Here is a 24,020-nt window from a genome sequence, read left to right as displayed (position 1 = left end):
ACAAGGTGGTCGTGACAGCGGCCACCTAATTTAAGAGGCCTTTTTTCAAGATGGATAAAAAAGTGACAACACAAGTAACGAGAGCAACCTTCGATGAAGTCATGGTTCCTAACTACGCGCCTTCCGCCATTATTCCAGTGCGTGGCGAAGGCTCTCGCATATGGGACAAAGAGGGCAAAGAGTACGTCGATTTTGCTGGCGGCATCGCTGTCACAGCCTTGGGTCATTGTCACCCAACGCTGGTCAATGTAATGCGCGAACAAGCAGGTCAACTGTGGCATCTATCTAATGTGATGACCAATGAGCCTGCGCTGCGACTTGCGAAAAAATTGACGGAAAAAACCTTTGCTGATCGAGTCTTTTTTGCTAACAGTGGCGCCGAAGCCAACGAAGCGGCTTTTAAGCTTGCTCGCCGTTATGCGTTTGATCATTTTGGTCCTGAAAAACACGAAATCATTGCCTTTAACAAATCCTTCCACGGTCGTACTTTGTTTACTGTATCGGTAGGCGGACAAGCGAAATACAAGGAAGGCTTTGAGCCCACACCAGGCGGCATTAAACATTGTGATTACAACGACATTGAGCAGCTAAAAGCCATCATCAGTGACAAAACTTGTGCAGTGGTGATGGAGCCGATTCAAGGGGAAGGCGGTATCATTCCTGGCGATCTTGAGTTTGCCAAACAAGTGCGTGCCTTGTGTGATCAATACAATGCGCTCTTAGTATGCGACGAAGTCCAGTCTGGCGTAGGCCGTACTGGTACTTTATTTGCTCACGAACAGCTCTGTATCAAGCCGGATATACTGACTACCGCCAAAGCATTAGGTAATGGCTTCCCTGTTGGCGCCATGCTGGCAACGGAAGAAGCGGCAAAAAGCTTGGCGGTTGGCACACACGGTAGCACCTATGGTGGTAATCCGATGGCTTGCGCCATTGCCGAAGCGGTACTCGACATCGTCGACACACCGGAAGTATTGGGCGGCGTAAAACATCGCCATGACCTATTTGTTGCCGGTTTAACCGCCATTAATGACAAGTACCATGTGTTTAAAGAAATTCGTGGTATGGGTCTTCTTATGGGGGCTGAAGTGGTCGATCACCTTGCTGGCAAAGCAGGCGAGATTGTTAAAGCGGGTGCTGAAGAAGGCGTGTTTGCGTTGGTCGCAGGCCCTAACGTGTTGCGCTTGGCGCCGTCCTTGATCATTACTGATCAAGACATCGCGGATGGCTTGGCTCGTCTTGAAAAAGCCGTTGCCGCCGTGGTCGCGAACAACCCTGTCGCGTAAATCGACAAAAAGTGTTTATAAAATCGAGCCACGGCTCGATTTTTTTATGTCTTTTTTTCAGATTCCTTAAACGGGCATTGATTGTGATTATCAGGTGACTGGTTTAAGCTGCTGTATCGCATTATTTTACCGTTCATCGCCTCCTTTAACCCATCGATAAAGAGAAACGACACTGTGTTTCAATCTTTCTTCCCAAAACCCAAATTATTCTTTCTCAGTTTTGCCTTATGGGCCATCGCTTGTGTATTGAGCTGGTACTTTCTTGTTCAAGACTTGGGGGCGACGTTAAGCCTCGGTTCTTGGTTCGGTGTTACCTTTCCAGAAGCATTAACGGAAAGCGCCGACGCGGCAGCGCAGGCTGCATTTCAAAGCGCACAAAGCACAGCGTTAGACGTTTGGCTCTATCAATACATGGCCTTGTGTTACCTATTATTTGTTGGCAGCTGGATCGTCTATGGTGGTCAAAAATGGGCAAAGTGGTCGGTACTAGGCTCCGCTCTTATTGTTTTTATCACTTGGTTTCAAGTGCAAGTGAGTGTGATGCTTAATGAGTGGTATGGCACCTTTTACGATCTTATTCAAAAAGCTCTTGCCGAGCCTAACAGCATCCCGCTGGCGGATTACTACGCGCAATTGTCCACCGTGGCAGTGATCATCATGGTAGCGATCACCGTCTCTGTGCTCAGTAACTTTTTTATCAGTCACTATGTGTTCCGCTGGCGCACCGCCATGACCAGCTATTACACCTCAAAATGGGATCAAGTTCGTCACATCGAAGGGGCGTCTCAGCGTATTCAAGAAGACACCATGCGCTTTGCCTCAATTGTGGAAGGCCTAGGGGTGAGTTTCTTGCGTTCTATTATGACCCTAATCGCCTTCTTGCCTATTTTATGGGGCCTGTCCGGTTACGTTAAAGAGCTGCCCTTAATTGGTGAAGTCCCTCAAGCACTCGTTTTCACCGCTATCATGTGGTCTATTTTTGGTACCTTATTATTGGCATTGGCTGGCATTAAGTTGCCCGGGCTAGAATTCAAAAACCAGCGAGTGGAAGCGGCCTATCGTAAAGAACTGGTCTATGGTGAAGATCACGCCGACCGCGCTAGCCCCATGACGTTAGAAGAGTTATTCAGCAATGTTCGTAAAAATTACTTCCGTTTGTACGCCAATTATCTCTACTTCAATGTGGTGCGTTATGGCTATTTGAATGTCGGTCAGTTTGTGCCGTTAATTGTTTTAGCCCCTTCTATTATTGCTGGTGCTTTTACGTTAGGCGTCATGCAGCGAGTGATGAACGCATTTAATCAGGTGGAAAACTCTTTCCAATATTTGATTAACTCTTGGACTACCTTGGTCGAGCTGCTTTCCATTTATAAACGTTTGAAGGCGTTTGAATCGGTGATCGACAATCAGCCCTTACCAGAAGAAGATCAAGCTGCCGTATAGCACTTCCATAAAAAAGCCCCGCCACCATTTTAAATATCATGGTTTGCAGGGCTTTTATTTATCTATTTTCTAGCAAGGCTTAGCATAAGCCCTACTCTCCTAATAACAACTTATCGTCGTCTAGCTCTTCGCCATCGTTGCGAGCTTGAGCAAAGAGTTGCAGCAGGTCTTTCACTTCGTACCCAGCACGCTGATCGCCGGATAAATCAAAAATGATTTTCCCTTCGTGAAGCATGATGGTTCGAGAGCCATGATCAAGAGCTTGTCGCATAGAGTGCGTTACCATCATCACAGTAAGTTGCTTTTCTTCAATGATCTGCGATGAAATATCCATAATCAATGCCGCCGTTTTTGGGTCAAGCGCCGCGGTGTGCTCATCCAACAACAAAATGCTGCTCGGCTGTAACGCCGACATCAGCAAGCTGACAGATTGTCTTTGCCCACCCGATAACAAGCCCATTTCAGCACTAAGGCGATCTTCAAGACCCAAGTTAAGACGACTTAACTGCTCTTTGAAGATTTTTCGTAGAGTATCATTCAAAGCAAAAGAAAGGCTGCCTCTTTTGCCACGCCCATACGCGAGCGCCATGTTTTCTTCTACTGTGAGATTGCCACAAGTCCCTGCCAGCGGGTCTTGAAACACGCGAGCAATGTCTTTTGTGCGTGCTGTTGCAGGAAGATTGGTGACATCTCGATCAGCAAACCAAATCTTGCCACGCGTCGAGTCGATGTCACCGGCAATGGTATTGAGTAAAGTCGATTTACCCGCACCATTAGAGCCAATCACGGTGACAAACTCGCCACTTGGGATGGTTAAATCCACGCCACGCAAAGCGAGTTTTTCCGTCGGTAAACCGTGATTAAAGGTGACGTGTAGATTGTCGCAACGGATCATGCTCTTTCTCCCTTCGCTTTCTTGGCTTTCCATTCACGGCGTAACTTAGGGAATACCAACGCCAACGCCACAAGCACAGCCGTGAGCAAGTTAAGATCAGACGCTTGGAAACCTAAGAAATCAGCGTTTAACGCCATAGAAACCGCCACTCGATAAAGAATAGACCCTACGATACAACTCATCACAATGACAAGAATCGAACGGGTTGCGAACAAGGATTCTCCAATGATCACCGCAGCCAGACCAACGACAATCGTCCCTATGCCCATGGTGGAGTCGGCAAAACCGTTCGTCTGAGCAAACAAGGCGCCCCCCAAGCCAACCAAACCATTCGACAAGGCCAAACCAACATACACTTTCTGGTTCACCACAATGCCGTTCGCTTGTGCCATGCGCTTATTCGAGCCTACTGCGCGCATTGCAAGACCGTATTGTGTATTTAAGAACCAAGCCACCAGCAAGCCACCAATGACGGCACAAACAGCCACAAAGATCACCTTCATGTACATGGCCGGAATACCAAGCGCCTCAAAAGGCGTCAGCATGGTCGGTTCCATAATCAGAGCGATATTGGGTTTGCCCATCACCCGAAGGTTAATGGTGTAGAGTGCCGTCATGGTCAAAATACTGGCCAACAGATGCAAGATATTAAAGCGCAAATTCAGCCATGCAGTGACAATACCCGAGAAAGCTGCAGCGAATGTCCCTAGCAAGGTTGCTAGATACGGATTGTAACCAAACACAATCAAGGTCGCCGTCATTGCTGCGCCTAAAGTAAAGCTACCGTCTACGGTTAAATCAGGGAAATCTAGAATTCGGAAGGTAAGATAGACCCCCATGGCCACCAAGCCATAGATGAAGCCTATCTCTAATGTTCCTAAAAAAGCATAAAGTGACAAAGTAAGTACCCTATTATTCGATTATTTTAGTCGCTCGCGCGAGTACGGCATCAGGCACCTCGATACCCATGCGTTTGGCCATTTTAGGATTCACAAACAAGTTGGTTCCTTTGGCCATTTTCACCGCAATGTCACCGGCTTTTTCACCATTTAGAATACGCACAACGATCTCACCCGTTTGGCGTCCAAGATCAAAGTAATCGTAACCGATTGCAGCAACAGCACCACGGGCAACCGTGTCTGTATCACCCGCAAAAACAGGGATTTGTGCGTCGATACCAACTTTCACAACAGACTCTACCGCACTGATAATGGTGTTATCGATTGGCGTGTAAATCGCATCCACTTTACCGACCAATTGCTTAGCGGCAATCATCACATCGGAGGTTCTCGGTGCTGGGGACTCAATGATTTTAATGCCCATTTCAGCCGCTACTTTTTTCACCTGCGCTAGCATAGAAACAGAATTCGCCTCGGCAGGATTATAAGGGATACCCACGGTTTTTAAGTTCGGTATAAAGTCTTTAATCAGTGACAAATGCTCTTCGATGTTCGCCATGTCAGACAAACCCGTCACATTACCGCCTGGTTTTTCTAAATTAGTTATTAAGCGAGCCGCAAGCGGATCGGTCACGGCAGAAAAAACAACGGGAATTGAGTCGCTTGCCGTCACCGCCGCTTGGGCGGAAGGCGTGGCAATAGCCACAATAATGTCCGGCTGATCACCGACCATCTTGCGAGCGATTTGTGAGGCAATGTCTGGTTTTCCTTGGGCACTTTCGTAGGTAAATTTCAGCTTATCGCCCGTGTAACCGTTTTCATTTAAGGTCTCTTTGATGCCATCACGAACCGCATCCAACGCAGGGTGCTCAACGATCGCCGTCGTCGCCACGTAAACAGGGTCGGCTTGCGCCACGCCACTGAGTATTGCACTGGCCACAATCGCACTTTTAAAAATAGAATTGAATTTCATAGTAAATCCTTTGTCGTGAATACGCATCAGAATGATGCACTGAATAAATTATTGCCTCAAAATATCACAGCTTAGCGATCAAAAACTAGATGAATCATCCAAGCCCTGCGAGATCGAGCCCCAAATGCCAACTGTTAAGCAAAATAAAGAGTTATATAGATAAAAAAAGCCCCTATTTTTTCAAATAGAGGCTTTATTCGTATTTCGTTAGGCGCTTATCCACAAAAGGTCATAAGCGTATGTTACTAGCCATCACACGTTGATGTTGATATTCTGACCCAAGTTATCGGTCGTCGTATGCGAACCACTGCTCGCGGCAGGGGTGACGTTTTTAGCCGCTTCAGCGAGAAGTTCTAAATTTTGTCGACCGACTTGCTCTTGAGCGTTTTTCGCCAAACTTGCGCTGTATACTTCGCTCGCGAAGTCCATTGCAGAACTACCTGCTCCATTGATGCTCGGCATAATTTTCCTCCCATCCGTTTACTCATTCATTTAGCAAAGTATAGCGCGCCACTGGTCACTTTACGAACACCTTTTTGTAACCAATCTAGCGGCCAAATTCGTTAAATCGCCTCGTTACTGACGAAATGCTCCCAATACTGACTTACTAAAGTTTGATTATCGAGCAAGCTCTCCCCTTGAATCAGCCGTCCTTGTTGCTGCAAGCTCAATCGATGAACAAAAGAGCGATATAAGGTATAAGTATCGATCATTTTCTCTGCCTGTTCTGGGTTAAGTAAGCCCACAGACGCCGCCGCTTCTAGCTGTCGAACGTTGTCAGAAAAGCGCATCAGTTCTGGGTATGTGTGCGACCAGGCCAACACCAAATACTGCACCATAAACTCGATGTCGATGATGCCCCCCACGCCCTGCTTCAAATCGAAGCCTTTTTCTTTGCCACCGGTGTCCAAATGCGCACGCATTTTTTCTCGCATCTTGATCACATCGGTTTTTAATTGCTGACGATCGCGCACCGAAGCAATGATGTCTTTGCGACACGCTTCAAACCTTGCCAACAAAGGTACATCGCCGGCCAATCCACGGGAACGGGTTAACGCTTGATGCTCCCAGACCCAGGCTTCTTTTTGCTGGTATTCTTTGAAAGCGTCCAGGCTCGACACCAATAAGCCTGAATTGCCAGATGGTCGCAATCGCATGTCCACTTCGTACAAGCGTCCTGCGGCGGTAAAGCTGGTGATCATGTGAATCAATCGCTGACCTAAGCGCGTGTAAAAAGTCAGATTATCGATGCTGCGATTGCCATCTGTGTAGCCGTTTGCCTGAGCATCGTGGATAAACACCAGATCCAAATCGGAATCGTACCCCAGCTCCCAGCCGCCGGATTTGCCATAGCCGATAATCGCTAACTGAGGCGTCAACGCGGCCTCGCCATGGCTCACAGGAAAGCCGTGCTTCTTGGTCAAATAGAACCAAGATTGCTGCAAGACTTTTTCCAACAGCACCTCGGCCAGCCAAGTTAAGTGATCGCTCACTTTCATCACAGGAAGAATGCCAGTGATGTCACAGGCGGCAATTCGCAAAATGATCGAACGACGAAAGCGGCGCATGGCGTCCATGTGGGCTTCTTCGTCTTCTTCGGGCAGTCGCAATAAAATCTGCGCCAATTCGTCGGCCAACATGGTTTTGTCTGGTGGCAAAAACAGCGTGTGGGCGTCTAGCAATTCATCAAGCAACGCCGGCGTACTGGAAATGGCCTCAGTAAACCACATGCTTTCTCGGCATAGGCGAATCAAATGCGTTAACGCGGTCTGATTTTCACACAGTAAAACCAAATAAGCGGTACGGCGTAATACGGCTTCTAGAATGGGAAACACCCGTTCTAGCACCAAATCTGGCTTCGCCTCGTCGACCAATTCGGCCATCAAGGCGGCCAAAAATATCGCTAAGCGCTCGTGCCCTATGGGTTGCATAAACACCACGGTTCGAGAGCCGAGTAATTGAGAAATTCGCTCGATAATAGCGTCTTGGTCTTGCCAAGGAATGGCGTCTATCGCGTCTAAAATGGCGTCTTTGTCATCCGCATGTTTGATCAATAAACGCCACGTTTCTTGGTTTTTCACTTCTTCGCTGCTTTCCTTACCATCGTCGATTAAGGCAATAAAAGCGTTGTGCACACTGCTGCGCACTTCCCATAAGCGTTTGTCTAACGCTTCCCAAGAAGCAAAACCGACCATTAAAGCAATGCGAGTGCGTGCGGTGTTATCGTCTGGTAACAGCTGGGTTTGTTCGTCGTTTACCGCCTGCAGCGCATGTTCTGTGCGGCGCAGCAGCAGGTAGGCTTCTCGTAGCGTGTCTACTTCGTCGACGGATAGATAATCTTGCTGAGCAAGGTAAGGCAGGACTTTAAGCAGGGCTTGGTTTTGCAAACCTTGGTCTCGACCGCCGTGTAGAATTTGCAACGCTTGGACAATGAATTCGACTTCTCGTATGCCGCCCTCGCCCAGCTTGATGTTGTGCTCAATGCCTTTACGGCGCACTTCTTTGGCGATCATTTGCTTTAGATCTCGCAGCGCACCAATGGCGCCAAAGTCTAAATATTTGCGGTACACAAAGGGTTTGCGCAGGGCTTCAAATTCGCGGATATCCAAGGCGCTGCCCGCCATAACACGGGCCTTTATCATGGCGTAACGCTCCCAATCTCGCCCTTGATCTTGATAGTAGTTTTCCAGCGAATCCATGTTTAACACCAAGGCGCCAGACTGACCAAACGGCCGCAAACGCATGTCAACACGAAACGCAAAACCGTCGGCGGTGACTTGATCCAGATGTTGAATCAGCTTTTGGCCGAGCTTGGTGAAATATTCTTGGTGCGACAGGCTTTTTTTACCCCCTTGGGTATCGCCATGCTCGCGAAAGGCAAAAATCAAATCGATGTCGGACGATAGGTTTAATTCCTTGCCGCCGAGTTTCCCCATGCCAATAACGATTAAAGATTGTGGCTGCCCTTCGCTGTCAAACGCCTGACCATATAGATTGCGGTAGTGCTGCTCGCTCCATTGCACACTGGCATTGACGCAAGCATCAGCCAAGCCGCTCAATCTGTGTGTCAGCTCGGTTAAGGACAATCGTTGCTGAATATCCAAGGCAATTAGGCGCACCATCCACCACTGTCGATATAAGCGTATGCGCTTCAAAAACGCCGCTTCGTCTAGGCTATTGTGCGCTTCTGTGTGGCTATCTTCAGGGGTGTTTTTGCTAGTAAAAAAACGATCTTCGTGATGAAACGACTCTTCGCCAGCCAGCAAGGCGGCCTTGCAAGGTCGTTCCGGCAGTGACGTCAGCGTCAGTACCTGATCCAACCAGTGAGGATAACGGGTGAATTGTTGGTGTAAATAATCACTCAGTATCCACAAAGGTTCTAATTTGACGACTTGTTCAGCCTGCAATAACGCCAAGCCATGCCGTTGTCGAGCTTGCTGAATTTGCTCCAGTGACAAGGAGCGGCTGTCGGTGTGTTCACAAAATATCGCGTAATTAGGATTCAGTTCCGGAGGTGTCAACAAGGGTGTCTTCCTTACAAATTTTTATTATTCAACCACAAGCCTACAGCCAACATAACAATACCCACTTGCTTCATGCCGGCCAGCTGAGACAATACATCTTCGTTTTCAGACGCAACAACAAGAGCGACCTCATCGTCCAGTGTCGCAAGTTTTGAAGCAATTTCTTCAGGTAAATAGCCTTTTAGTTTGGCCATAGAATGTCGTAATGGCTGGCTCAATACATCGTCTTGCATAAAGTGCATGGCTTCCCAATACACCAACCAGACTTCGTACCAGTACGCCGCTAAGAGCAGCGCCTCAGCTGAGGACTCGGGCTTATCAGGGAAGTCGATGTGTCCGTATTTTAGCCGCACGCCTTTTTGCGCTTTGGACACCACACTCACTTGTACCGGCACACGCTCGGCCAACTGCATGGCGAACTGGTACAAGCCCATTTCGTCGCCGCTTTTCAGCTCCAATTCGACCTCACAAATGCGGTCTTCTCCATAAGGTGAGGTCACGAGTCCGTGATCGCAAACCACCTCCATTTTGGCGTTGGCCGCTGATATATTCCACACTTGTCGTTCGAAATCGGTTCGATACACTTCGATCAAGTTCGCTTGCCAAGCCTTGTCTTGCAGAGCCTCTGGCAAAGGAACCTCGTTTAACAAGGATAAATCCAACTGATCGCTGGGAACCAGCCATTCCCACTCCCCTCTGGCATGCATACCAATACGGCTGCTACCGCGGGTTTTTACCGTTTGAATAAACTTGCCATTGACGGCACGGATACGCATGGCCACGCCGCCGTGCATTAGGTTGGCGTCTTCAGTGTCAAAGTAGGCATTCATCAAGGATAACGTAGGCTGGCGAGCGTGGTCGTCGGCCGTTGATTGGCCACATATGTTATCGAGAAACGCACCGGCAGACGCCAGGTACTCGGGTTGAATCATTAATTTAAGCTCTAGCTCAATCGCCATATTGTACAAACCTCTACAGCCTTTGCGCTTCCGTCACGACTCAGAAAAATCGCTCGAACCACAAAGGAAAAATAATGTGCGCGCAAGTGTACCAGATGCCTCTCGTACAGTAGTAATATTAGACAACACTGCCACGGAGCTAATGTATGCCTGCACTTCCTTCTCTTATCAGTATGATGTCACAACTGATCGCCTCGCCTTCTATTAGTTGTAGTCAAGCCCATTGGGATCAGTCAAATAAAGGGGTAATTGAATTACTGGAAAACTGGCTTAGTACACTGGGATTTCGATGCGAGATCATGCCCTTGCCAGATCAGCCGAACAAGTTCAATCTGATCGCGACACTGGGTACTGGCGACGGTGGTTTAGTATTATCGGGGCACACAGACACCGTGCCTTACGATGAAGGCCGCTGGCAATCCGATCCATTTAAGCTAAACGAAAGAGACCAAAAATTGTACGGCTTAGGCAGCTGTGACATGAAGGGATTTTTCGCCATTGTGCTCGATACGGTTCAGCAGATGGCCTTGTCGAATGTGCAACAGCCGCTGATCATTCTCGCCACCGCCGACGAAGAAAGCTCCATGTCGGGCGCTCGGGCTTTGGTTGACGCGGGTAAGCTCAAAGCGCGCTACGCCTTGATTGGCGAACCCACCTCGCTCACGCCGATTCATGCGCACAAAGGCATCATGATGGAGCGCATTCAAGTCACGGGGCAATCTGGCCATTCGTCCAACCCGGATTTGGGTAACAATGCCCTAGACGCCATGCACGATGTGATGAGCGAACTCATGCTGTTTCGTCAGCAGCTCAAAACACAGTATCGAGACGCCAGCTTTGTCATAGACTACCCCACCATGAACTTTGGCTGTATTCATGGCGGTGATAATCCAAACCGAATCTGCGGACGTTGTGAAATCGAATTTGACCTAAGAGCCTTACCAGGCATGAGCAATAAAGCACTGATGGGTGAAATCGCCCAGCGTTTGCCGAGCATTGAGGCCAAAACCGGCACAAAAATTCAACTAAACAGCCTGTTTCCCGATGTGCCATCTTTTTATACCTCCGTCGAATCGGATATCATTAAAGCTTGCGAAACATTAACCCAACGCCAAGCCAGTACGGTGGCGTTTGCAACGGAAGGGTCTTTTCTCAATCAGATGGGAATGGAGACCTTGATTTTAGGGCCAGGATCGATCGATCAAGCCCACCAGCCCAATGAATTTATGGCGCTGGACCAAATTCAACCAATGCAAACCGTCATTCGCGGCCTAATCGAACGGTTTTGTTTGCCATTAAACGATGTGAAAAAATGAGGAATAGCGTGCCAGAAGAATTTAACCATGTGGATTGGTTCCGCCATTCTTCCCCCTATATTAATGCCCATAGGGGAAAAACCTTTGTTATCTTGATCCCAGGCGAAGCCGTCGAATCGGCGCATTTTTCCAGCATTATTCACGATCTTGCCTTGTTGGATTCATTAGGTATTCGCCTAGTGTTGGTGCAAGGTGCCCGCCCACAGATCCAACGAATGCTGGCGAATCGACACCTTGTAAGCCGAGTCGAAGACGATTATCGCGTCACCCCGCAAGACCAACTATTAGACGTGATCCAAGCCTCAGCGGCAGTGCGAGTTCAGCTCGAAGCGCGATTGTCTATGGGGTTGTCTAATACGCCTATGGATGGCGCTCGCCTCAAGGTGTGCAGCGGCAATTACGTTATCGCACGTCCGTTGGGAGTCGTCGATGGAATTGATTACGGTCACACCGGCGAAGTACGACGCATCGACACAGAGGCTATTTTTCGTTTGCTTGAAGACGACAACATGGTGCTCTTACCTCATTTGGGTTTTTCCCCTACTGGCGAAGTGTTCAACTTAAAAAGCGAAGACGTTGCAACTCAAGCGGCCATTCAACTCAAAGCCGATAAGTTGGTGATTTACGCCGAAGAAGAAGGGGTTTTTAATTCTCAAGGCGAGCTGTATTCGGAACTTCTTACTAAAGACGCCGAAGCGATTTTGAAAGAAAAGTCCTTGTCGACCATTACCCATGCGGCATTAGACGCCTGCGTGCAAGCGGTGCGTCGCGGTGTTCCTCGGGCACACTTGATTTCTTACAATGAAAACGGCGGCTTACTGCAAGAACTCTTCACCCGTGAAGGCTCTGGCACCATGATAGACGAAGACAGCTACGAGAAGCTGCGCCCTGCCAACATTGACGATGTGGGCGGCATGATGGCACTGTTGTCACCGCTGGAAGAGAAAGGCATCTTGGTCAGACGCTCTCGGGAACTGTTAGAAAACGAAATTGATCGTTTTATTGTGATTGAACGCGACGGTGCCATTGTCGCCTGTGCCGCTCTGTACCCTTTTGAACAAGAAAACTCTGGGGAACTCGCCTGTCTGGCCGTAGCACCAGATTATCGCGGCTCCAACCGAGGTGAACGCTTGCTAAAAGGCATAGAACAATCGGCCAAAACACAGCATCTTTCTACCTTGTTTTTGTTGACCACACGCACCGCCCATTGGTTTATCGAGCGCGGCTTTAGCGAAACCACGTTAGCCAGTTTGCCGACACAAAAACAAGCTTTGTACAATTATCAACGAAACTCGAAAATCTTCTCTAAAGCACTTTAATAGCTAAGAAAAGAATCGACTAAGTTATTTACTCAGCAAAGATAAGCATGAAAAAGGCGACCCTTGGGTCGCCTTTTCTTTTTTAACGAATCATCTGGTTCAATTTACCGCTGAGTTATTCCACTATTTTGAAGGGAATAAACATAGGGTAACCCTGACGAATCACACGCATTGGCACAGATCTATCGTTTGGAATGGCCTTAGCCGTCGCGGTAAAGTCGGCAACACTTTCGATACGTTTGCCATTTAGCATGGTAATCACATCACCTTGCTGTAAGCCATTACGTGCTGCTGTGCCACCCAATACCTGTTCGATCACTACGCCGTTATCGATGTCGAAGTTTTTCGCCATATCGGCAGGTAATTCACCCACAATCATGCCAAGGCGATTTTGATCTTGCTGCGTTTGCGCAAGGGTCTGAGTATCGTTTGGTCGGCCTTCTAACGTCACCGCGATGGTTTGTTCTCTGCCATCTCGATAAACCTTGGCATTCACCTTATCGCCGGCTTTCATTTGCCCAACAATGTAAGGCAATTCACCGGAATGCGCGATTAAATCACCATTAAAAGACAAGATAATGTCGCCGGATTTAAGCCCCGCTTTTTCAGCAGGCGAATCAGGCAATACACGGCTGATCAAGGCACCGTTTGAACGATCTAGACCGAAAGATTCAGCCAGTTCGTTGCTGACGTCTTGAATCAGTACGCCCAACCAAGCTCTAGACACCTTGCCATCACTCTTGAGTTGATCTACCACAGACATGGCAACTTCGGAGGGGATCGCAAAAGAGACGCCCATAAATCCACCTGAGCGAGTGTAGATTTGTGAGTTAATACCCACAACTTCACCGTCTAGGTTAAACAAGGGACCACCCGAGTTACCCGGATTAATAGCCACATCCGTTTGTATGAATGGCACGTAATTATCAGACGGTAAATTACGCCCGGTAGCACTGACAATACCCGCCGTCACCGTGTAATCAAAACCAAACGGTGAGCCGATCGCGAGCACCCACTGACCCGGTTTCAGTTTGTCGGAATCGCCCATTTTTACAATAGGAAGGTTATCCGCATCAATTTTCAGCAAAGCCAAATCGGTTCTGGCATCGGTGCCCACTAGTTCGGCTAAGTATTCGCGTCGGTCACTTAATCGCACATGAATGATATCTGCGCCGTCAATCACATGATTATTAGTCAGCACATAACCGTCTTTAGATACAATAAAACCCGAGCCGAGAGAGCTGCGTTGGTTTTGCTGTTGAGGCGCTTGTTTGCCAAAAGGCTCTTGTCCGAAAAAGTGCTTAAAGAATTCGTTTAGCTCTTCGCTGTTTGGCCCTAATTGCTGACCGCCTTTGGACGCTTTTGTGGCCACCGCTTGTTCGGTGCTGATGTTCACAACCGCTGGGGAAGCTTCTTCGACTAACTCGGTAAAGTCAGGTAAAGACGCCGCATGAGTTAGCATGGAAGTCATCATAAATGTACTAACAACCACGACGCTAACGTGTTTAAGCAATCTGTTCATTGATTGGTCTCCTTAAGACATATCAAACTCATTACAGTGCCAGGTGAAGACAGGTGAAACTTAAGGCGTCACCACTAAGGGTATACGATTCTCAAGCGATTCAATTCTTAAAATTTTAGGGTAATAATCCAAATTATTCATTTCATGCTGGGACTTTCGTTTTGCCAATAATAAGCCACCAGCAAAGCCCACGACCGAAAACAACACGGCTATTTCTGAGCCACCACTCCATAGTGAAGGGAAAACAGCGCCCAATACCAACCCAAGCAAGGGAATCATGTACATCCACACAGAGGCTTGCAACAAGGTATCTTCAGGAATACCCACCACTACCCTTTGGCCTACTTCCACTGCCAAAGGGTCAATGGCTTTCATGCGCATTCGATTGGCAGAAGACACTTGTGCGATAGCATGATGACCACAACCATGGCGAGCACGACACGCCGTGCAGCTGCTGGTACGTATGGTTTCTACATCGGCAAAGCCATCCTCAACAGACAACACTTGTCCCGTTTCTTCAATCATGATCAACCCTTGGCACAATCGCCATCATCAATCTTTCGATGGTAGGCTCTGGTACTTCGCCGACCATGGTCAATAAATACAAGTGTTCGTTCACATTTATACTGCGCTCGCCCGCAATGGTGGCCCCCATGTCTAGAATAGACAGCTTTTTCGCTTTCATGGTCGGTTCAACAAACACCGACACGCTTGTCATACCGTCAGATAAAAGTAACATGCTCGTACCCTCATCCAAGGAGCGTGCTTCGGGCCAAACCAATGCAAAACCGTCTGGCAACCAATCGAACTGCCATAGATTTTTGACTCTTCTTGGCTGAGCATCTAAGACAGGCTCAGAATAACTGTCTTTTTTGGGGACAAAGTCTTCTTGTTTCAAGTCTGGGTCGAAATTAACCGAAGTAAATTGTATGCGCTCTAGCAACTGGCCATCGGTTTTCATCATGTCGTGCTTGAGTAAAAAGTGATTGTCTTTATCGAGCCAAAACTGATGTCCGTATCGATAATTATCTCTTGGCACTAGCCTCACCGACACAGCGTCACGCCCCGCAATTCGGCTGGTTTTTGGCTCAACAATCATGTCATAGCCTTTTAGTAAACGTTCGCTCTCAACATTTTTAAAACGATTAAACATCGGCGGCAATGGGGTTCGACGGTTCGTCAACAATGCATTGGGATAGACAGAAATCACGTTATCCTGAATGCGTAGCACCTCGACCTTGTCACCGTCCAAATCTTCCAAGCTTTCGTATTCCACTCCCGCCATTAGGTCATGTCTAATACGCATACTGTTCATATTTAAGGCTTCAGAATGGACAAATACGCCATCGTAGCTCAATGTCGAAAAGGATTGCGTCATGTTTCTCAATAGGTTCAGCGCTTCTGCCTCACTGGTGTCGGCTTTTACGACGTTAGCGCCTATACAACATAACAACAGGCAAAAAATGCGCAGTGGCAAGTTTACTTTCATAGATTACTCTTTAATTGGGTAGCTAACGACTCTGGCCATGGGGATCATGCCTTGCCCGACTGTCATTGCTGCTTGTTCAGCGTGTTGTCGAAGGTAATGCTGCAATCGCACATCATCAATTTGCAAAACATCTCTATCCAATTTATCAAGTGGTGCTAATGCGTTCTGTTGAGCCGGCAAACGTACTTCTGCAAGTAAGTGTGCCGAAGAACTGTTTGGCGCTAACAGCTGATTACTTCCCACCATAATAACGAAGGTCACACTGGCGGCTACCGCCATACCTGACAGCATCATGCGCCAATCTGTTCGCTTGGCATGAGTCGCGTTTGTTTCGATGTCAAACGTACTGTCTACTTTGACGGGAGCGGTAAAGTTCAGCACCTTGCTATCCATGTTATTGACATTTAAATCAGCATCGTCTTCGGCGTCGATTCCGGCTCGAACTCGTTCCATAAAGTGACCCTCAAGACCGACGGACATATCCGCTTCCTTGTGCATCACTTGCTGAATCAAATGAAAACCCTCTGCCTGAGTCGCCAGCTCGGCACTGTCCATTTGCAATAGTTGCTCTATGTCTTGCTCTGTGGCTTCACCGTCTAACATAGCGGAGAAACTTAGCAGGGAATTGGGAGCGCGGCGTTTTTCATCGTCTTGTTGATCTGTAAAGCGATCGTTTAACTCTGCCATGGCTATTCTCCTCCGTCCATTAAAGGACGTATGTGTTTTTCTACCGCCTCACGGCCGCGAAAAATACGTGAACGAACCGTCCCGACAGGACAGTCCATGATCAACGCGATGTCTTCGTAGCTTAACCCGTCAAATTCACGAAGTGTCAGCGCACTGCGCAACTCTTCGGGCAAATTTTGAATGGCATAATGAATCGCTTTTTCAAGACGTTCGCTATTTAATTTGGCTTCCGGCGTATCTATGTTAGCTAAGGCTTCGTACACGCTAAACACTTCTTCATTGTCCAATTCAACATCAGATTCTGGAGGGCGACGAGAGCGACTTACTAGGTAATTTTTTGCTGTATTGACTGCGATGCGATACAACCAAGTATAAAAAGCACTGTCACCTCGAAAACTGCCTATCGCGCGATACGCTTTGATAAAACTGTCTTGTGCCACGTCCAGTACTTCGCTTCTATCTTGAATATAACGCCCGATTAAGCCAATGACCTTGTATTGGTATTTGATAACGAGCAAATCAAATGCTCGTTTATCGCCCTGCTGTACTTTTTCAACTAACGCCTGATCAGAAGACGTGTCGTGCTGCATAAGCACCTCATATAAAAACCATATTTGAATGCGCCTCTGCTGATTACAGGAGAAGACAGCATCCATCTCGACGAGTTCCCATTTTATGCCGACAATCCCTCTTTGTAGAAGCAAAGCCCAGCGTTAAAAATAGAAAGTATGATGAATTTTCAAAAGGCGACTTCAGAAAGTATTCACTATTTACTGATAACAATAGTACCATTATTTTTTTAGTCATAATTAGATCAATAATATGAGCCGACACTACAAACACGATATCGTTATTATTGGCGCAGGGGCCGCCGGCCTTACGCTGGCGTTGGAACTGGCTGATCAGCATCGCGTGGCGATTTTGACCAAGGCGGATATTCGAGAAGGGTCCACCCTGTATGCTCAAGGTGGTGTGGCTGCTGTTTTATCTGATACCGACACCATAGACTCTCACATTAATGACACCATAGACGCTGGCGTCGAATTGGGCGACCCTGAAGCGATTCGCTTTACTGTTGAGCATTCAAAAGAGAGTATCGATTGGCTTATCGATCAAGGGGTTCCCTTCACTCGCTACGGCGAAGACGATGCCTACCACTTAACAAAAGAAGGCGGCCATAGCCATAGACGCATTATTCACAGTGCAGATGCTACCGGCTTAGCCATTTCTAAAACATTGATCAAAAACGCCACTAATCACCCAAACATTGAATTCTTTCCTGATCGTGTGGCGATCGATGTGATTACCACCAGCAAGCTGGGCATAGAAGGACCTAGCCGAGCGGTCGGTGTATACGCGTTAAATTTGGACGACGATGTGATCGAAGTCTTCCATGGCCGATTTATTTCATTGGCTTGTGGCGGCAGCAGTAAGGTTTACCTTTATACCAGCAACCCAGATACGGCATCAGGTGACGGTATTGCCATGGCGTGGCGCGCAGGCTGTCGTGTGGCCAATATGGAATTCAATCAGTTCCATCCAACGTGTTTATACGACGCCAAAGCCAAGACCTTTTTGATTTCTGAGGCTGTGCGTGGTGAAGGCGGCAAACTGTTATTGCCTGACGGTACTCGTTTCATGTCTCAGTTTGATAAACGCAAAGAACTGGCACCGCGAGACATTGTCGCCCGCGCCATTGACCATGAAATGAAGCGTCTTGGTATTCATCATGTGTTGTTAGACATTTCACACAAAGACCCCGAATTTATCAAAGAGCACTTTCCCACTATTTATAAACGCTGCTTAGAATACGGCCACGATATGACCAAAGGCCCGATTCCTGTGGTTCCTGCTGCACACTATACCTGCGGCGGTGTGCTAGTGAACAAGCACAGTGTAACCGATGTGGATAACTTGTACGCCATTGGTGAAACCGCCTATACCGGCTTGCATGGCGCCAATCGCTTAGCCAGCAATTCCTTACTGGAGTGCATTGTATTCGCTCGCTCAGCGGCCCGTCATATCACGAGTCACACAACGCCCAATGACGATATACAGATTCCAGATTGGGATGAAAGTCAGGTTAAAGACTCTGACGAAGACGTGGTTATTACCCATAACTGGCAAGAGCTGCGCCGCTTTATGTGGGATTATGTGGGCATAGTAAGAACCGATAAACGCTTGCTTCGTGCCAAACATCGAGTCGACCTGTTACTTTCTGAGATCGAAGAGTTTTACGCTAACTACAAGGTATCGAACGACCTGCTGGAATTGCGTAATTTGGCCATGGTGGCCGATTTGATTATTCGTTCTGCCATGTCGCGTAAAGAAAGTCGTGGTTTGCATTTTACTTTGGACTACCCAGATAAGCTGACCAGCAGCGCACCGACTATATTGGCTCCGCCGCTGACCGATTAATCAAGGTGTTAACCTTTATTTTCTTCACTGCGGTGCAACAGAATTTGTTGCGCCGCAAAAGAGCGGACGATTTGATAGTCTTCTGGCGAAAGACTGTCTCGATAAATCACTTGGAATTTTGGCCAAAGAAGATCTTGCCACCGCGAACCTCGATTGATCTTGGCAATCAGTTGCAGAGCGTTGAATCGAACAAAAATCAATGACTGACACTGCGAACCGCGGCACAAGATGGCGTTATCTTCATGTAGACTCAAAGTAACAGCCGGTTGACGCCACCCAATCACTCCAACAGCCAACCACACTATTGCCACAGCCAATAAAAGCAATGCCCACCAAATGGTAGGCATCCAAAAGAGTTTCAGCAGGGCCAAATAGCACAGAGTGACCATCAGCCACACTGCGGTGCTGATCGTCGAGCGTTTAAGCTCCGTAGCTTTCAGGCTGAACACGGTTCACAATAATAGTTACGATTCGCGCAAGATCAGGGTTCTCCGGTATTTCTTTTTGCATAAACCAAGGGAACATTTCCTGATCTTCACATTTAATCAGCTCGTGAAAACGCGCTTTGTCTTCATCATCCAATGTTAAATAGATTTCGTCTAAAAACGGCTCTAATAAGACATCTAACTCTAACATTCCACGACGACATTGCCATTTGAGGCGCTTAAAGCTCAATGAATCCGATGTTTCGCTCATGATTTTATCCTTCTGATAGATTTTTGACATTATAGTCATTTTCTTAGGGAAAACGAGGACAGCCCCCAGTGATTCTGTGACATTTATCAAATAAACCCCTTATTTGACAAAGAGATACCGGCACATCATCACTTTAAACGGATATTATATTGACTGTTTTTGCAGCATTTTCCTGAAAACAAAACAAAATAGTACAAGTATCGGCTATTTATGTATTAACGTGTCAATTATGACATAGTCTATATTACTTAAGACTTGATACGAGACTATCAAGAGTTAGGTACCACTATAAAAACAAAGACACTCCAAAACGGGGAAAACCTATGAAACGCCTTACTAAGAACACTCTAGCCTGTGCAGTATCTGTTGCTGCATCAATGACGGCCTTCTCTGCCTTTGCGGCAACTGAAATCACAGTGGCAACCGTAAACAACGGTCACATGATTGAAATGCAAAAACTAACACCTGCCTTCGAAAAAGCCAATCCAGACATTAAAGTCAAATGGGTAACCTTAGAAGAAAGCGTATTGCGTCAAAACGTCACACAAGACATTGCTAACAAAAGTGGTCTGTACGATGTAATGACCATCGGTATGTACGAAGCACCTATCTGGGGTCAACGCGGTTGGTTACAAGCGGTTGATACTAGTGGTAACTACGACGCACAAGATATCCTACCTTCCATTCGCGATGGCCTATCCTATGACGGCACCATGTATGCAGCGCCTTTCTATGGCGAAAGCTCTATGGTGATGTACCGTAAAGATCTTGTGAAAGCAGCCGGTATGGAAGTAAACGACCGTGATAGTTGGGAACATATTCGCGATGTTGCTGCTGCCGTAAACGACCCGAGCAAAGGCATTTACGGCATTTGTTTGCGTGGTAAAGCTGGCTGGGGTGATAACATGGCGTTAATGACGACCATGGCAAACTCCTTTGGTGCACGCTGGTTTGATGAAAACTGGAAGCCTCAGCTAGAATCGGCTGAATGGAGCAATGCGGTTAACTTCTACGTTGATTTGCTTACTAAATATGGCCCTCCAGGCTCAAGCAGTAACAGCTTCAACGAAAGTCTAGCGTTGTTTAACGAAGGCAAATGTGGCATGTGGATTGATGCTACCATCGCAGCGTCTTTCGTAACCGACCCTAAACAAAGTAAAGTAGCCGATCAAGTTGGCTTCGCTCAGTCTCCTATTTCTGTCACAGAAAAAGGCGCAAACTGGCTATGGGCTTGGTCTCTAGGCATTCCAGCGGCCACTAAAAACGCCGAAGCGGCGCAGAAGTTTGTTCGTTGGGCAACATCAAAAGAATACATTCAGCTTGTGGGTAATACAAATGGCTGGGCAGCCGTACCAACAGGTACTCGTACAAGCACTTACGCTAACCCTAAATTCCAAGAAGCCGCTGTATTTGCTGATGCTGAGCTAAAAGCCATCAATTCTGCAAATCCAAACGACAGCACACTTAAACCATCCCCTTATGTTGGTGTTCAGTTTGCTGCTATCCCTGAGTTCCAAGCGATTGGTACCACAACAGGTCAAATGATTTCTGGTTCACTAGCCGGTTCCATGACCGTTGAGCAAGCATTGAAATCAGCGAACACGTCAGCTGATCGTCAAATGCGTCGTGCTGGATACTACTAGGCTACTGGTCAAGTATGATTAGTGGTTCGCCACTAACATCATGACTGAACTAAGGAATAGGGCCTAAGCCCTATTCCTATTCTCTTCACCCGCCTTCAGGGTGAACATTTCTGCTTATAATAAGAGACATACAACATGAAGCGTTCAATCACTCGCTTATTAATGGCGCCGTCTGTCATCCTGCTTTTAGCTTGGATGATCATTCCATTGTCCATGACCATCTACTTTTCTACGATCCAATTTAGTTCGTATAATCCTGATCAAAATGGCTTTGTAGGCTGGCAAAACTTTGAGTTCTTTATCACCGACCCTGCCTTTATTCCGGCCGTGTCTAATACCTTGATACTGCTACTCTCTGTATTGTTCATTACCGTGGTCTTTGGCGTCATGCTGTCTGCGCTGATTGATAAGCCATTTTTTGGTCAAGGCATTGTTCGTGTCTTACTGATTTCTCCTTTCTTCATCATGCCGACGGTCAATGCCTTGATCTGGAAAAACATGATGATGAACCCGGTATACGGCATTTTTGCTTGGATTTCCCAATCTCTTGGACTTGAACCGATTGATTGGCTGTCCAGTTACCCGCTCATGTCCATCATCATTATGGTGAGCTGGCAGTGGCTTCCCTTTGCAATCTTGGTATTTGTCACGGCATTACAGTCACAAGACACCGAGCAAAAAGAAGCAGCTCAAATGGATGGCGCCACAGGCTGGCACATTTTCCGCTACCTAACCATTCCACACCTAGCGCGCCCAATCGCGGTGGTTGTGATGATTGAAACCATTTTCTTATTGGCTGTGTTTGCCGAGATTCTTGTTTCTACCGGCGGTGGCCCAGGTTACGACAGTACTAACCTTACTTACTTGATTTACAACCAAGCTCTTCTGCAGTTTGATGTTGCAGCGGCTTCTGCTGGTGGTTTGCTTGCCGTGGTGCTGGCGAATATCGTCGCTTTCTTCTTAATTCGTGCCGTTGGCAAGAACCTAACGGTATAAGGTGTATACGATGACTCTTAATCAACAACGCAAACTCAAAACCTTCATAACAGGGTTGTTCGCATGGACAATCGCCTTGGTGCTATTTTTCCCTATCTTTTGGATGTTTGTTACTTCGTTCAAAACAGAGCTGCAGGCGATTTCTATACCGCCAACACTTATTTTTGAACCGACGCTAGACAACTATTCGGAAGTACAGGAACGCAGTGACTATATTCACCACGCGTTCAACTCCATCGTGACCGCCTTTGGTTCAACCATTTTGGCGCTGATCATTGCTGTACCAGCAGCGTTTTCCATGGCATTTGCGCCAGGCAAACGCACCAAAGATGTCTTGTTGTGGATGCTCTCAACTAAAATGTTGCCTGCGGTAGGTGTACTGGTTCCTATTTACATCCTTTGTCGCGACTACGGTTTGCTGGATTCCAAAACCGCTTTGGTGATTATTTTCACCTTGATGAACTTACCTATCGTGGTATGGATGCTGTTTTCTTACTTTAAAGATTTACCAAAAGAAATCTTAGAAGCGGCTCGTATGGATGGCGCAACGCCTTGGGACGAAGTAGTAAAAGTGGTACTGCCTTTGTCTATGGGCGCTATTTCATCAACGGCTCTTTTGTCTATCGTACTTTGCTGGAACGAGTCCTTTTGGTCTCTCACTCTAACCGCTTCTGATGCGGCGCCATTGACCGCGATGATTGCCTCTTACTCAAGCCCTGAAGGCTTGTTCTGGGCGAAGCTGTCTGCTGCCTCTACTCTGGCTTGTGCTCCTATCGTTGTATTCGGTTGGTTCTGCCAAAAACAATTAGTCCAAGGCCTTACATTCGGCGCCGTAAAATAATTATTAGGAAACTCTTTTATGTCTTACTTAGCGATTACTGATCTACAAAAACATTACGACAACTACCACGCTCTTCGCGGTATTAACCTATCCATCATCGAGGGTGAGTTTGTCGTCTTCGTTGGCCCATCTGGTTGTGGTAAATCCACCTTATTGCGTACCATTGCAGGTCTTGAATCCAGCACTGGCGGCAGTATCGAACTAGACGGCCGTGACATTACAGAACTGGCTTCTTCAAAGCGTGATTTGGCGATGGTGTTCCAATCTTACGCCTTGTATCCGCACATGACAGTAGCCGATAACTTATCGTTTGCGCTTCGCTTAGCGAAAGTGTCGGATGCGGAAATTCAAGAAAAAGTACGCTCTGTTTCTGCTTCTTTGCAACTAGACGCATTACTGGATCGTAAACCAAAAGAATTGTCCGGTGGTCAACGTCAACGTGTGGCTATTGGCCGTGCGATCGTTCGCCAGCCAAAAGTTTTCTTGTTCGATGAGCCTTTGTCTAACCTAGACGCCGCCTTGCGTGTGCAAATGCGTCTAGAACTTGCTCGTCTGCACAAAAAACTGGGCACTACCATGATCTACGTAACCCATGACCAAGTGGAAGCCATGACATTGGCCGATCGCGTAGTGATTCTTAATGCTGGTCAAATTGAGCAAGTCGGCACACCACTTGAGCTGTACCGCAAACCAAATAGCCGTTTTGTTGCTGAGTTTATCGGCACACCAAAAATGAACCTGATTCCAGCGGATAAGATCACTCACAAAGAAGACGAACTCGTGTTCGATATGTTTGGTCACACTATTCACTTCCCTGCGAAACGCATTAAGGGCACTCAGCCAGACTCTGTGATCGTCGGTATTCGTCCTGAGCATTTGACCTTGGTACCAGAAGGTGGGGACCTGACTGGTCGCATCGAATTGGTTGAGCATCTAGGTTCCGAAGCCTACGCACACATTCAGCTACAAAATGACCAAACTATCATTGTGAAAGCTGGCGCCCGTCTTGAATTAAAAGACGGCCAAGAAGTCCATATCCATGTCGACGTAAACGAAATTATTTTATTTAACGATAACGACCAAGTCGTTTCCGTTATTCCAGAGGAAGCATAAG

At 47.3% G+C, this 24,020-nt stretch carries 22 protein-coding genes; 9 read left to right on the top strand and 13 right to left on the bottom strand.

The annotated features are described in order from the left end of the window. Nucleotides 1-50 precede the first annotated feature (50 nt). Together J9B83_RS10940 and sbmA are read left to right on the top strand one after the other, a co-directional pair. A complete protein-coding gene (locus tag J9B83_RS10940) occupies nt 51-1,286 on the top strand; it encodes an aspartate aminotransferase family protein (protein ID WP_211536783.1) in 1,236 nt (411 codons plus the stop codon). A 174-nt stretch (nt 1,287-1,460) separates the two neighbouring features. After that, nucleotides 1,461-2,729 carry a peptide antibiotic transporter SbmA gene (sbmA, locus tag J9B83_RS10935; RefSeq protein WP_211536782.1) on the top strand — a complete coding sequence of 423 codons (1,269 nt, stop codon included), beginning with the start codon at nt 1,461-1,463 and terminating at the stop codon, nt 2,727-2,729. 91 nt (nt 2,730-2,820) lie between these two features. Here sbmA and J9B83_RS10930 read toward each other — a convergent pair whose 3' ends face one another. From J9B83_RS10930 to J9B83_RS10905, 6 genes are all read right to left on the bottom strand, one after another. Next, nucleotides 2,821-3,624, bottom strand: a complete 804-nt coding sequence (locus J9B83_RS10930) for an ABC transporter ATP-binding protein (RefSeq protein ID WP_211536781.1) — start codon at nt 3,622-3,624, stop codon at nt 2,821-2,823. Then, entirely contained in the window at nt 3,621-4,523 is a 903-nt protein-coding gene (locus J9B83_RS10925) for an ABC transporter permease (RefSeq protein ID WP_211536780.1), read from the bottom strand. Before J9B83_RS10925 ends, J9B83_RS10930 begins: the two co-directional genes overlap by 4 nt. 13 nt (nt 4,524-4,536) lie before the next feature. Beyond that, on the bottom strand, nt 4,537-5,496 hold the full coding sequence (locus tag J9B83_RS10920) for an ABC transporter substrate-binding protein (protein ID WP_211536779.1): 960 nt from the start codon (nt 5,494-5,496) through the stop codon (nt 4,537-4,539). A gap of 252 nt (nt 5,497-5,748) precedes the next feature. Continuing rightward, nucleotides 5,749-5,958 (bottom strand): hypothetical protein, encoded by a 210-nt coding sequence (locus tag J9B83_RS10915; RefSeq protein WP_211536778.1) that lies wholly within the window; start codon nt 5,956-5,958, stop codon nt 5,749-5,751. Nucleotides 5,959-6,059: 101 nt separating this feature from the next. Next, entirely contained in the window at nt 6,060-9,020 is a 2,961-nt protein-coding gene (gene glnE, locus J9B83_RS10910) for a bifunctional [glutamate--ammonia ligase]-adenylyl-L-tyrosine phosphorylase/[glutamate--ammonia-ligase] adenylyltransferase (protein ID WP_236037254.1), read from the bottom strand. Between the two features lie 11 nt (nt 9,021-9,031). Beyond that, on the bottom strand, nt 9,032-9,979 hold the full coding sequence (locus J9B83_RS10905) for a CYTH domain-containing protein (protein ID WP_211536777.1): 948 nt from the start codon (nt 9,977-9,979) through the stop codon (nt 9,032-9,034). Between the two features lie 146 nt (nt 9,980-10,125). On the opposite strand from J9B83_RS10905, the gene argE reads away from it, so the two are divergent. Both argE and argA read left to right on the top strand, forming a co-directional pair. After that, entirely contained in the window at nt 10,126-11,295 is a 1,170-nt protein-coding gene (argE, locus tag J9B83_RS10900; protein ID WP_211536776.1) for an acetylornithine deacetylase, read from the top strand. After that, complete coding sequence (gene argA, locus J9B83_RS10895) at nt 11,292-12,614, top strand: amino-acid N-acetyltransferase (protein WP_211536775.1); 1,323 nt, start codon at nt 11,292-11,294, stop codon at nt 12,612-12,614. The genes argE and argA overlap by 4 nt, the downstream gene beginning before the upstream one ends. A 115-nt stretch (nt 12,615-12,729) precedes the next feature. On the opposite strand, the gene J9B83_RS10890 is transcribed toward argA, so the two are convergent. The 5 genes from J9B83_RS10890 to rpoE are packed head-to-tail and all read right to left on the bottom strand — an operon-like array spanning nt 12,730 to nt 16,902. Next, the gene (locus tag J9B83_RS10890) at nt 12,730-14,136 is read right to left on the bottom strand and encodes a DegQ family serine endoprotease (RefSeq protein ID WP_211536774.1); all 1,407 of its coding nucleotides are present in this window, start codon (nt 14,134-14,136) and stop codon (nt 12,730-12,732) included. Between the two features lie 60 nt (nt 14,137-14,196). Then, nucleotides 14,197-14,661, bottom strand: a complete 465-nt coding sequence (locus tag J9B83_RS10885) for a SoxR reducing system RseC family protein (RefSeq protein ID WP_211536773.1) — start codon at nt 14,659-14,661, stop codon at nt 14,197-14,199. Continuing rightward, nucleotides 14,654-15,625: a MucB/RseB C-terminal domain-containing protein gene (locus J9B83_RS10880; RefSeq protein WP_211536772.1), complete on the bottom strand. Its 972-nt coding sequence runs from the start codon at nt 15,623-15,625 to the stop codon at nt 14,654-14,656. The genes J9B83_RS10885 and J9B83_RS10880 overlap by 8 nt, the downstream gene beginning before the upstream one ends. Before the next feature lie 3 nt (nt 15,626-15,628). Continuing rightward, a complete protein-coding gene (locus J9B83_RS10875) occupies nt 15,629-16,312 on the bottom strand; it encodes a sigma-E factor negative regulatory protein (RefSeq protein ID WP_211536771.1) in 684 nt (227 codons plus the stop codon). 2 nt (nt 16,313-16,314) lie between these two features. Continuing rightward, nucleotides 16,315-16,902: an RNA polymerase sigma factor RpoE gene (gene rpoE / locus J9B83_RS10870; protein ID WP_211536770.1), complete on the bottom strand. Its 588-nt coding sequence runs from the start codon at nt 16,900-16,902 to the stop codon at nt 16,315-16,317. Nucleotides 16,903-17,134: 232 nt separating this feature from the next. On the opposite strand from rpoE, the gene nadB reads away from it, so the two are divergent. After that, on the top strand, nt 17,135-18,730 hold the full coding sequence (gene nadB / locus J9B83_RS10865) for an L-aspartate oxidase (RefSeq protein WP_211536769.1): 1,596 nt from the start codon (nt 17,135-17,137) through the stop codon (nt 18,728-18,730). A gap of 8 nt (nt 18,731-18,738) precedes the next feature. Here the strand turns inward: nadB and J9B83_RS10860 are convergent, their stop codons facing one another. Next, nucleotides 18,739-19,179, bottom strand: coding sequence for a hypothetical protein (locus tag J9B83_RS10860; protein ID WP_211536768.1), 441 nt, complete (start codon nt 19,177-19,179; stop codon nt 18,739-18,741). Then, nucleotides 19,151-19,426: an FAD assembly factor SdhE gene (locus J9B83_RS10855; protein WP_211536767.1), complete on the bottom strand. Its 276-nt coding sequence runs from the start codon at nt 19,424-19,426 to the stop codon at nt 19,151-19,153. The genes J9B83_RS10860 and J9B83_RS10855 overlap by 29 nt, the downstream gene beginning before the upstream one ends. Nucleotides 19,427-19,749: 323 nt before the next feature. Here J9B83_RS10855 and J9B83_RS10850 point away from each other — a divergent pair, with 323 nt between their 5' ends. The 4 genes from J9B83_RS10850 (at nt 19,750) to J9B83_RS10835 (ending at nt 24,019) form a co-directional block, all read left to right on the top strand. Further along, the gene (locus J9B83_RS10850; protein ID WP_211536766.1) at nt 19,750-21,069 is read left to right on the top strand and encodes an ABC transporter substrate-binding protein; all 1,320 of its coding nucleotides are present in this window, start codon (nt 19,750-19,752) and stop codon (nt 21,067-21,069) included. A 135-nt stretch (nt 21,070-21,204) separates the two neighbouring features. Next, complete coding sequence (locus tag J9B83_RS10845; RefSeq protein ID WP_211536765.1) at nt 21,205-22,065, top strand: carbohydrate ABC transporter permease; 861 nt, start codon at nt 21,205-21,207, stop codon at nt 22,063-22,065. 10 nt (nt 22,066-22,075) lie between these two features. After that, nucleotides 22,076-22,906 (top strand): carbohydrate ABC transporter permease, encoded by an 831-nt coding sequence (locus J9B83_RS10840; protein WP_211536764.1) that lies wholly within the window; start codon nt 22,076-22,078, stop codon nt 22,904-22,906. 18 nt (nt 22,907-22,924) lie between these two features. Then, complete coding sequence (locus J9B83_RS10835) at nt 22,925-24,019, top strand: ABC transporter ATP-binding protein (RefSeq protein ID WP_211536763.1); 1,095 nt, start codon at nt 22,925-22,927, stop codon at nt 24,017-24,019. The last annotated feature ends 1 nt before the right edge of the window (nt 24,020 follow it).

The sequence above is a fragment of the Marinomonas vulgaris genome, from assembly GCF_018145875.1.
Taxonomy (GTDB): Bacteria; Pseudomonadota; Gammaproteobacteria; order Pseudomonadales; family Marinomonadaceae; genus Marinomonas; species Marinomonas vulgaris.
Note: the sequence above shows the minus strand (reverse complement) of the source record. Positions and strands in the feature narration are given on the sequence as shown.

Excerpts from the sequence above, each read along its gene's own strand:
- J9B83_RS10915 (WP_211536778.1), bottom strand. The coding sequence starts at position 5,958 with ATGCCGAGCATCAATGGAGCAGGTAGTTCTGCAATGGACTTCGCGAGC.
- J9B83_RS10845 (WP_211536765.1), top strand. The coding sequence starts at position 21,205 with ATGAAGCGTTCAATCACTCGCTTATTAATGGCGCCGTCTGTCATCCTG.
- J9B83_RS10930 (WP_211536781.1), bottom strand. The coding sequence starts at position 3,624 with ATGATCCGTTGCGACAATCTACACGTCACCTTTAATCACGGTTTACCG.
- argA (WP_211536775.1), top strand. The coding sequence starts at position 11,292 with ATGAGGAATAGCGTGCCAGAAGAATTTAACCATGTGGATTGGTTCCGC.
- J9B83_RS10875 (WP_211536771.1), bottom strand. The coding sequence starts at position 16,312 with ATGGCAGAGTTAAACGATCGCTTTACAGATCAACAAGACGATGAAAAA.
- rpoE (WP_211536770.1), bottom strand. The coding sequence starts at position 16,902 with ATGCAGCACGACACGTCTTCTGATCAGGCGTTAGTTGAAAAAGTACAG.
- J9B83_RS10920 (WP_211536779.1), bottom strand. The coding sequence starts at position 5,496 with ATGAAATTCAATTCTATTTTTAAAAGTGCGATTGTGGCCAGTGCAATA.
- J9B83_RS10940 (WP_211536783.1), top strand. The coding sequence starts at position 51 with ATGGATAAAAAAGTGACAACACAAGTAACGAGAGCAACCTTCGATGAA.
- argE (WP_211536776.1), top strand. The coding sequence starts at position 10,126 with ATGCCTGCACTTCCTTCTCTTATCAGTATGATGTCACAACTGATCGCC.
- J9B83_RS10850 (WP_211536766.1), top strand. The coding sequence starts at position 19,750 with ATGAAACGCCTTACTAAGAACACTCTAGCCTGTGCAGTATCTGTTGCT.
- nadB (WP_211536769.1), top strand. The coding sequence starts at position 17,135 with ATGAGCCGACACTACAAACACGATATCGTTATTATTGGCGCAGGGGCC.
- J9B83_RS10905 (WP_211536777.1), bottom strand. The coding sequence starts at position 9,979 with ATGGCGATTGAGCTAGAGCTTAAATTAATGATTCAACCCGAGTACCTG.
- J9B83_RS10885 (WP_211536773.1), bottom strand. The coding sequence starts at position 14,661 with ATGATTGAAGAAACGGGACAAGTGTTGTCTGTTGAGGATGGCTTTGCC.
- J9B83_RS10840 (WP_211536764.1), top strand. The coding sequence starts at position 22,076 with ATGACTCTTAATCAACAACGCAAACTCAAAACCTTCATAACAGGGTTG.
- J9B83_RS10855 (WP_211536767.1), bottom strand. The coding sequence starts at position 19,426 with ATGAGCGAAACATCGGATTCATTGAGCTTTAAGCGCCTCAAATGGCAA.
- J9B83_RS10835 (WP_211536763.1), top strand. The coding sequence starts at position 22,925 with ATGTCTTACTTAGCGATTACTGATCTACAAAAACATTACGACAACTAC.
- J9B83_RS10890 (WP_211536774.1), bottom strand. The coding sequence starts at position 14,136 with ATGAACAGATTGCTTAAACACGTTAGCGTCGTGGTTGTTAGTACATTT.
- J9B83_RS10880 (WP_211536772.1), bottom strand. The coding sequence starts at position 15,625 with ATGAAAGTAAACTTGCCACTGCGCATTTTTTGCCTGTTGTTATGTTGT.